This is a genomic window from Mycolicibacterium llatzerense (genome assembly GCF_000878195.1).
Taxonomy (GTDB): Bacteria; Actinomycetota; Actinomycetes; order Mycobacteriales; family Mycobacteriaceae; genus Mycobacterium; species Mycobacterium llatzerense.
In genome coordinates this window covers 79,929-89,322 of the sequence record NZ_JXST01000029.1, presented here as the reverse complement: position 1 = coordinate 89,322, position 9,394 = coordinate 79,929, and the positions used below count along the sequence as shown (strand labels likewise).

Genomic DNA, 9,394 nt, shown 5'->3' with positions numbered 1-9,394 from the left:
CTTGCCTTCATGCGAGGGCATCAAGGGTTCCACGACAGCCCAGAACTCGTCAGAAATCACATCCATCCGTGTCACCGATCAATCGTCGCCGATAACACCCTCACATTCGGGAGACACGCCCTAGGCGATCTGTCGATCCTGACCGTCCGTTGGCCGAGTACGGCCTCGATTCGCTCGGGGCGCTTGAACTGCGGACACGTATCGAGGCCGAGACGGGAGTCCGGATCGGTTCTTCGGACATCACGAATGTTCGGGCTCTGGCAGACCGCCTGGGGGAGGCGATTTCGACGGCGATTTCGACATGACGGGTCAGGGTAGGGCGTCACAGAAGCCGCACGCTGAATTCACCGAAGCACAGGAGAGTGAGCATGGTTGCGATTAGGACCATCCATGACTGGATGGGTTCCTCGGGCGTTCTGACTTCCTGGAACCCTTCCTCTGCGTCGCTCACCAAGCTGCGCAATGCACCGGTCAGTTCGGTTCCGGTCAGCTATCAGCAGAGCCAGCACATCCGCGCGTTCCGTTCGCACGAGCGCAACGGCACCGACATGGCCCGGCTCAACATCGCGGCCTGGGACATGCCGGGTAAGTGCGACGTCCGGGCGATGACGCACGTCATCAACGCCTACGTGCGCCGGCACGACACGTTCCACAGCTGGTTCGAGCTCACGGACGACGACGCGGTGGTCCGCCGGACGGCGAAGAGCCCGCGGGACATCAAGCTGGTGGCCACCGAGCACGGCGAGATGAACGCGCAGCAGTGGCGTGACCACGTGCTCGCGACGCCCGACCCGCTGCAGTGGGACTGCTTCCACTTCGGCATCATCCAGCGCGACGACCACTTCACCTTCTACTTCAGCATCGACCACGTGCACACCGATGCGTTGCTGATGGGGCTGGTGCTGGTCGAGATCCACCTCATGTACGCGGCTCTGGTCAGCGGCGCTCCGCCGATCCCGTTGGCCGACGCCGGCAGCTATGACGACTACTGCGTCAAGCAGGCGGATTTCACCGCGGCGCTGACGCTGGAGTCGCAGGAAGTCAAGGACTGGATCAAGTTCGCCGAGGCCAACGACGGCACGCTGCCGTGCTTCCCGCTGCCGCTCGGTGACCCGACGGTGGCCTGCGGTGGCGAGATGCTCACCGTCCGGTTGATGGACAAGCATCAGTCGGAGCGGTTCGAGTCGGCGTGCATCTCCGCCGGGGCCCGAGTCATCGGCGGCGTGATCGCCTGCGCGGCGCTTGCCGAGCACGAGCTCACCGGCCGGCCGGTCTACAACGTCATCACCCCGACCACGACGCGCCGTACCCCGGCCGAGTTCATGACGACGGGTTGGTTCACCGGTGTCGTGCCGATCAGCGTCCCGGTGGTGCCGGAGTCGTTCGGCGACACGGCCCGCGCCATGCAGAAGGCGTTCGACGCCGGCATGGACCTCGCGCACGTCCCGTTCGAGCGCGTGCTGGAGCTGGCAGAGGGCAAGGTGGACTCGATCCGCAAGGCGGACCCGGGTGTGCCGATGGTGTCGTACCTCGACACCAACCTGCCGCCGCTGTCGCCGGCGATCATGAACGAGTGGGAGCGGCTCAACGGCCGCGTGTACAGCGATGCCCGCTCGGCGTACCAGATCGGCATCTGGGTGAACCGGTCCGAGAAGGAAACGTCGGTCACCATCGCCTACCCGGACAACCCCATCGCCCGCGAATCGGTGGACAAGTACCTGCACGCGATGCGTGCGGTGTACTTGCGGGTCGCCGACGGCGGTTCTGGTGCCGGCCGTTCGGATGCCTTGCGCCACAACGGTTGCCGCAGCGAACTGATTCGAGCTGTGAAGGGCTGATCTGTGACGACCTCCACGCGTGCGTCGCGTGTGCCTTTGTTGCGCCGCTGGCTGGCTGACGGCAACGCCGACGACCAAGGCCGCGTGCTCGACTACGTCGATCAGGCGATGTTCCTGGGCCTGCGGGCCACCGGGCAGGCAGCCGTCATGCAGTGCGTCTGGGTCTATGAGCACCCGGTCGACATGGAGGGCCTGCGCCGGTTCCACTACAACTTCGGTCACGGTCTGGCCGGTCGGCGCATCGAGCCGTCGATCCTGCCGTTCGGCCGGCACCGATGGGTGTCGTCGCTGGGGCCGCCGGCGCCGCTGCGGGTGTACGAGACCGTCCGTCCGCGCGCCGAGCTGGGCGACTTCCTCGACGAACACGCCCAGATCCCGGTCGACCCGGAGTTCGGTCCGGCCTGGCACATGGGAGTACAGCCGCTCGACGACGGTGCCACCGTGGTCAGCCTGGTCGGATCGCACTGCATCGGAGACGGCGGCGGCGCCATGCTGACGGTGTTCGAGTCGGTGACGGGCCAGGTGCGCGACCTCGGTCTGCCCCAGCCGCGGTCCCGCTCGTCGTTGAAGGCGCTGCGCACCGACTTCCGCCAGACCTTCCGTGACCTGCCCGAACTCGGTCGTTCGATGAAGTCGGCGGCCAAGCAGGCGTACCAGAAGCGCAGCGAGCTGCGGGGCTCCGGAAAATCAGCCGCGGCCCATCTGGATTCGGCCAGTGCCAAGGAAAACCTGGTGGTGCCGGCGATCTTCGCGTTCATCGACGCTGCCGAATTCGAGGCCAGGGCCAAAGCACTCGGCGGAAACAGCTATGCGCTGATCGCCGGGTTCGCCGCTCGGTTGTCCGAGCGGGTGGGCCGCTTCAGCGAGGCCGAAGGCGTGGTGCCGCTGGTCGTGCCGATCAACGACCGCACGCTCGAGGACACCCGCGCCAACGCGGTGCTGATCGGTGACGCCCGGGTCAATCCGAAGGGTGTCGCCGAGGACCTGACGGAAACGCGGGCGATCATCAAGGAAGCCCTGCGGAAGATGCGCGAAGAGCCCGACGAGAAGTTGGAGCTGCTGCCGCTGACGCCGTTCATCCCCAAGCGGGTCGTCACCCAGGCCGCGGACATCGCGGTCGGGTTCGGTGAGTTGCCGGTGTTCTGCTCGAACCTCGGCGTGCTGCCGGACGATCTGGCGCGCGTCGACGGAACGCCGGCCGAGTACGTGATGGCACGCGGCGTGGACGGTCAGGTTCCGCGCGCGGTGATGGAGCACCGAAAGGGCATTCTGACCGTCATCTCCATGCAGATGATCGGCCGGGTGTCGATGGCCGTGATCGGTTACCAGCCGGGCGCCGAGAACACCAAGGCCGCTCTGCGCGCGCACGTGGAAGCGACGCTGGCCGAGTTCGGCCTGTCTGCCGTCTACGAATAACTCCCCGCCAATCCCAGTTTCGACAATCGAAAAGTGAAGGGCCAGGTCTATCTTGTCCACTGATACCCGGTCGAAGAGGACCGGCAGCGGCCGGTTCGGCAAGCTGCCGCAGGAGCTGGACCGTCCGCAGGACCGTCTGGACTACATGGACGAGGCGACCTTTCTGTCGTACCGGGCCAGCGGCCGGGTCCAGGTCATGCTGGCGATGTGGTTCTACGAAGGGCCCGTCGATCTCGACGGCCTGCGCCGTTTCCACGCGAACTTCGGCCGGAGCCTGGCGGCCCGGCGCATCGAGCGTTCGCCGCTGCCGTTCGGTCGCGCCCGGTGGGTCGCCGCGCCGGCCGTCGAGCGGCCGCTCGACATCGCCGAAACCGCCCGCCCGCGTTCGGAACTGACGGACTGGCTGGAGGAGCGGTCGCAGATCCCGATCGATCCCGAGCACGGTCCCGGCTGGCACCTGGGCGTCCAGTCGTTCAGCGACGGTTCGACGGCTGTGGCGCTGGCGCTGTCGCATTGCCTGATCGACGGCACCGGAGCGGTGGCCGCGATCATGGAATCGGTCCTGGGCCAGAGTCGGGAGCTGGGTTACGCCCAGCCGGGGTCCCGGACCCGGTGGCAGGGTATCCGCGCCGATCTGCGTCAGGCCCGGCGTGACTGGCCCGAGGTCCGGCGGACCGTGGTGGCCGCCGCGAAGATGCTCCACCGCAGGCGTCACGAGCTCTCCAAGTCCGGGGACACCCGACCTGCCCCGACCGGGAGCAACCCCGACGAGCACGTGCTGATGCCGTTCGCCGGCACCCACATCGACGTCGAGCAGTGGGATGCGAAATGCGATGCCCTTGGCGGCAACACCTACTCGCTGGCCGCGGCGTTCGCGGCCCGGCTGGGTGTCCGGATGGAACGGCACCGCAAGCACGACAACAACATTGCCCTCATGGTCGCGGTCAACGACCGCACCTCGATGGACGACACTCGCGCCAATGCCATGGCGTTCGCCAATCTGACCGTCGACCCGACCCACGTGGCCAAGGACCTGACGGACCTGCGGGCCGCGCTGCGCACCTCGCTCAGCACGGCCAAGGAGCAGCCGGACGAGTCGTTCATCCTGCTGCCGCTGACGCCGTTCATTCCGCTGCGCGCGGTCGACAAGACGGCTGACCTGGTGCTCGGTGACATGCCGGTGACGTGCTCGAACTTCGCCGAGCTGCCGGACCTGATGTGCCGGCCCGACGGCGTCAACCAGGCGACGTTCCTGAACTGCTGGGGTGTCGAGCAGAACGTCAAGCGGGCCGACATCGAGCGGCCCGGGGGTCTGCTCGTGGTCGCGTCCGGCCGCTACAACGGCCGGGTGAACCTCGGGATCGTCGGCTACCAGGTGGGGGCCGAGAACACCCGGGCCGTGCTGCGCGAACTCGTCCAGCAGACGCTCGACGAGTTCGGCCTCACGCCGCTCACCCTCTACTAGAGGCGGCCTTCTCCAACAGATCCGCGGTGCGTGCGACGCTGTCCGCGGGCTTCGTCATGCGCGCGGCGGCGGCCCGGACCCGCTCCGCACACTCCGGCTGCAGCGCGGTGCGCAGAGCGGCCTTCAGCGATGCGGGCGTGGTCTTCGAAAAGCGGCCTGACGCCCCGAGTTTCAGCTTCTTGATCTGCCCGGCCCACACCGGCTGGTCGGCGCTGACCCACAGCACCACGGTCGGGACCCCGGCGCGCAGCCCTGCCGCGGTGGTGCCGGCACCGCCGTGATGGACCAGTGCCCGGCACAGCGGGAACACCGCGGCATGGTTGACGGCACCGACCAGCTTCACGTGGTCGCCCAGCACCGTGTCCGGCAGGTCCCAGACACCCGAGCTGATCAGCGCCCGCTCGCCGAGCTCGGCGCACACCGTGTCGATCATCGCCACGGCGTCGGCGGGGGATTCCACCGGCATGCTGCCGAAGCCGAAATAGATGGGCGGCTTTCCGTTGGTGATCCAGTCCATGACGTCGGCGTCGGTATCGGTCTGCAGTTCCATCGACATGGACCCGACCAGGGGCTTGGCGTCGCCGTATTCGGCCGCCAGCCCGGGGAACAGCACCTCGTCGTAGGCCTGGATTTCCAGCGCACCGCGGTCCTCGATGCGGCGGACGGCCCGCACCGTGGCCGGTGGCAGCCCCAGGCTGCGCCGCTGGATGTCCTCGGCCTCCTTGAGCATGCGCCAGTGGAACCACTCGCCGACGGCGAAGCCGCGGCGGATCAGCGGCAGCGGCAGCGGTACCGGCAGCACCTGGCTGTTGGGGCGGAACGGGAAGTAGTGCAGGGCGGCCAACGGGATGTCGAAATGCTCGGCGACGTTGGCGGCGACCTCTTGGTAGGTGGTCCCGGCGAGGAGCAGATCCGCGTCCGCGGCGACCTCGGTCAGGGTGGCGTTCATGTCCTGCCAGCCCTGCGTCATGTAGTCCCGCAGTTCGCGCACCGCATTGATGGGGTTCTTGACGCTCAAATGGTCGCGAAAGATGTCCGCATCGAGTTGCTGCTGAGAATCCACGCCGTAGCTGGCGGGTTCGGGAAGACCCGCCGAAGCGACGAATGACACCAGATTCGGCGGCACGGCCATGCGCACTTCATGGCCGCGGCGCAGCAATTCGCGGGCCACGGCCCCGCTGGGCTCGATGTCTCCGCGCGTGCCGTGGATGGCGATAGCAAACTTCACAGGACGCCACACATATTGATCTGCCGCTGATCTCCGCATTGCTGGGACATGAATGGCAACAAGGACGCTCCGCGCCCGGAGGCGTGGCGGAGGGCGGATGACTTCATCAGTGGCACACCCGATTACAGCATGGCGGCAGGATTGTGGCTCTCTGGCGGCGTCGATATTGGGGTGCCGGTCGGTGCATCTGATCGGTTTGCGGCGTGTAGCCTGTCGGGGATGCTGAAACGTGCCAGGCCAAGCGGTGCTTTGGCACATGCGGGTTTCGCCGCACTCGGCAAGTTCGTGGTGCGGCGCCCCGTCATGGTCTTGGCGGCCTGGATCGGTGTGGCCGTCGTCTTGTTTCTCGCGCTACCGACGTTGGTCGACGTTGCCAGCCGGCGCCCACCGCCCTTCCTGCCCGACGATGCGTCGACGCTGATCGCCAGCAACGCGATGAAGAACGCGTTCCGCGAAGCCGACGCCGGCAATATCGCGGTTGTCCTGCTGACCAACGACAAGGGCTTCAGCAAGGACGACGAAGAGGTCTATCGCCGACTCGTCGACAAGCTGAACGCCGACAAGACCAACGTCAAGTCCACGCAGGACTTCATCCACATTCCCGAGCTGCGCCAGGTGATGGCCAGCAAGGACGGGAAAGCGGTGCAGCTACCCGTCAGCCTCGTCGGCAGCATGGGTACCGGGCCGGGCCAATTGGCTTACCGCAACGCCCAGAAGACCGTCCAAGAGGTGGTCAAGGGCAGCGATCTGACGCTGAACATCGTGGGTGCGTCGGCCACCTTCCAGGACATCAACGACATCGGTGCCCGCGATCAGCACATGATCGAAGCGGCCACCGGCATCCTGGTGTTCTCGATCCTGATGATCGTGTACCGAAGCCTGATCGCGATGCTGTTGCCGCTGGTCACCATCGGCGTCTCCCTGATCGTGGCGCAGCAGCTCGTGGCCGGACTCGGCCTGTTGGGACTCGCGGTCGGGCCACAGACCCTGGTGCTGATGACCGGCATGATGCTGGGCGCGGGGACCGACTACGCCATATTCCTGTTCAGCCGATATCAGGAGTTCATTCGGCAAGGAGTCACCAGCGATCAAGCGCTGGTCTCTTCGCTCACCTCGATCGGCGAAGTCATCGCCGGCTCGGCCGGCACAGTCGCGATCACCTTCCTGGCGCTGTCGTTCGCCACCCTCGGCGTGTTCGCCACGATCGGCCCGGCGCTCTCCGTGACGGTGCTGGTCGGCTTTTTTGCCTCGGTGACGATGCTGCCCGCCCTGATCGTTCTGGTCGGACGGCGCGGCTGGATCAAGCCGCGCAAGGACATGACGGGCCGGTTCTGGCGCCGTTCGGGCGTCAACATCGTCCGTCGCCCCGTGACCCACCTCGCCGGCAGCCTCGCGGTGCTGCTCGCGCTTGCCGGCTGCGCGACGATGGTTCGCTACAACTACGACAACCGCAAGGACCTCGACCCCGATGCGGCCAGCAACATTGCCTACGAGGCGCTGAACAAGCACTTCCCGGTCAGTACGACCATGCAGCAGTTCATCCTCATCCAGTCACCGCGCGACCTGCGGGCCCCGAAGTCGCTCGCGGACATGGAACAGATGGCGCAGCGCGTCGCCCAGTTGCCGCACATCGACGCGGTCCGCGGTATCACCCGTCCTACCGGTGATGTGCTGGAACAGGCCAAGGCCACGTATCAGGCCGGTGAGGTCGGCAGCAAGCTCAAAGACGCCTCGAACCTCATCAACAGCAATGACGCCATCCTGCAGAAGCTGGTCGACGGCGAGTATCAGCTGGCCGATGCCCTGAACCAGATCCGCACGCAGGTGCTCGGTTCGATCGGTCCCGTGCGGTCCATGTTGACCCAGATGTCGGCGCTGCAGAAGCAGTACGGCGGCTCCAAGACGCTGGACGATCTGGACAAGTCGGCCAAGATGGTGTCGCAGATGACGTCACTGGGCGACGCTGTGGGTGGGCAGCTGGTCCGCGTCGGAGACGTCTACAAGTGGTCAGGGAAAGCCCTCGAGACGCTGAACGCGACGCCGTTCTGCAACTACTACCCGGCGTGCAACGACCTGAAGATCGGTCTGCAGAACGTCAACGACGGCAACGATCCCGAGACCGTGCAGAAGGTCATCAACCTCGGCCACATGCTGCAGCAGTACAAGAGCGACCCGGGCATGGACGACAAGGTCCGCGGCATGGGCACCAACATCGAGGGCATCACCAGCCTGCTCAAGCAGCTGCGCCTGTACGACACCGCCGACCTGGAGAAGCGCCTGCAGCAGGCCATCGACGGCGTCAACCTGCTGGCCGATTCGAGCAAGCAGCTCGCGGACGGCGTGAAGCTGTTGGTCGACCAGGTCCGGGGGATGGGCGGCGGCCTGAATCAGGCTTCGTCGTTCCTGCTCGGCATGCGGCGCGACGCCAACACGCCGCAGATGGCCGGTTTCTACGTTCCGCCGGAGATTCTGAGCCGGAACGAGTTCGAGAAGGCCGCGACGCTGTTCGTGTCCCCGGACGGCCACACGGTGCGCTATCTGGTGCAGACGGCGCTGAACCCGTTCGGCACCGAAGCCATGGACCAGACCAACGCGATCGTCAAGGCGGCCCAGACGGCGCTGCCCAACACGACGCTGTCCGATGCGAAGGTGTCGATGGTCGGTCTGTCCGCGGTGAACCGCGACATCCGCGACTACTACAACAGCGACATCCAGTACATCGTGATCGTCACGCTGATCGTGGTGTTCCTGATCCTGGTGCAGCTGCTGCGGTCTGTGGTGGCACCGCTCTACCTGGTGCTGTCGGTGGTGCTGTCGTACGGCTCTGCGCTGGGCATCGGGGTGGTGTTCTTCCAATTCATATTGGGCTATGACATCTCGTGGAGTGTGCCGGGCATCGCCTTCCTGGTGTTGGTGGCGGTCGGCGCCGACTACAACCTGCTGCTGATATCCCGAATACGTGACGAAGCGAAATGGGGCGTGCGCTCGGCGATCGTGAAAACGGTCGCCGCGACCGGCGGCGTCATCACCTCAGCCGGTCTGATCTTCGCGGCGTCGATGCTCGCGATGACGGTCAGTAGCATCCTGGGCGCCGTGCAGCTCGGCTTCATCATCGGTGTCGGCCTGCTGCTGGACACCTTCATCGTCCGCACGGTGACCGTGCCGGCGATGGCGGCGTTGCTCGGCGACGCGAACTGGTGGCCCTCCAAGTCGCCGCGACGCAAGCGCGAAGAGGCCGAGGAGGCGGCGGCCCTGGCCGCCACCGAACGACTGCTGGCCGAGCGGCAGGCCCGCCGGGAGTCCGACGAGGTCGAACCCTGCCCGGAGTGCGGCTACGCGGCGACCTGTGATGCGTGCCAGATGACGACGGCCTTCGAGGCGGCCGGGTCGGTACAGCACCGCGGCTTCTTCGGCTGACGCCGAGCGAATTCCGAGAAATTCATCTTT

5 protein-coding genes and 1 pseudogene are annotated in these 9,394 nt (G+C 66.3%); 5 read left to right on the top strand and 1 reads right to left on the bottom strand.

Annotated elements, in window-relative coordinates:
• Positions 1-122: 122 nt before the first annotated feature.
• From TL10_RS32115 to TL10_RS19805, 4 genes and pseudogenes are all read left to right on the top strand, one after another.
• Positions 123-305: pseudogene (locus TL10_RS32115) on the top strand (acyl carrier protein); the annotation flags it as partial.
• Between the two features lie 63 nt (positions 306-368).
• Positions 369-1,838: a condensation domain-containing protein gene (locus tag TL10_RS19815; protein ID WP_043986942.1), complete on the top strand. Its 1,470-nt coding sequence runs from the start codon at positions 369-371 to the stop codon at positions 1,836-1,838.
• A 3-nt stretch (positions 1,839-1,841) separates the two neighbouring features.
• Positions 1,842-3,254 (top strand): hypothetical protein, encoded by a 1,413-nt coding sequence (locus TL10_RS19810; protein ID WP_043396374.1) that lies wholly within the window; start codon positions 1,842-1,844, stop codon positions 3,252-3,254.
• A gap of 52 nt (positions 3,255-3,306) precedes the next feature.
• A complete protein-coding gene (locus TL10_RS19805) occupies positions 3,307-4,719 on the top strand; it encodes a hypothetical protein (RefSeq protein WP_052506472.1) in 1,413 nt (470 codons plus the stop codon).
• Here the strand turns inward: TL10_RS19805 and TL10_RS19800 are convergent.
• On the bottom strand, positions 4,706-5,947 hold the full coding sequence (locus tag TL10_RS19800) for a glycosyltransferase (RefSeq protein ID WP_043986941.1): 1,242 nt from the start codon (positions 5,945-5,947) through the stop codon (positions 4,706-4,708). The two genes, TL10_RS19805 and TL10_RS19800, sit on opposite strands and share 14 nt — an antisense overlap.
• Positions 5,948-6,166: 219 nt before the next feature.
• Between TL10_RS19800 and TL10_RS19795 the strand changes: the two genes are divergently transcribed.
• Complete coding sequence (locus TL10_RS19795; RefSeq protein WP_234711486.1) at positions 6,167-9,364, top strand: MMPL/RND family transporter; 3,198 nt, start codon at positions 6,167-6,169, stop codon at positions 9,362-9,364.
• The last annotated feature ends 30 nt before the right edge of the window (positions 9,365-9,394 follow it).

Bases quoted from the DNA above. Each gene is read 5' to 3' on its own strand.
- TL10_RS19815 (WP_043986942.1), top strand. From the start codon at position 369: ATGGTTGCGATTAGGACCATCCATGACTGGATGGGTTCCTCGGGCGTT.
- TL10_RS19795 (WP_234711486.1), top strand. From the start codon at position 6,167: ATGCTGAAACGTGCCAGGCCAAGCGGTGCTTTGGCACATGCGGGTTTC.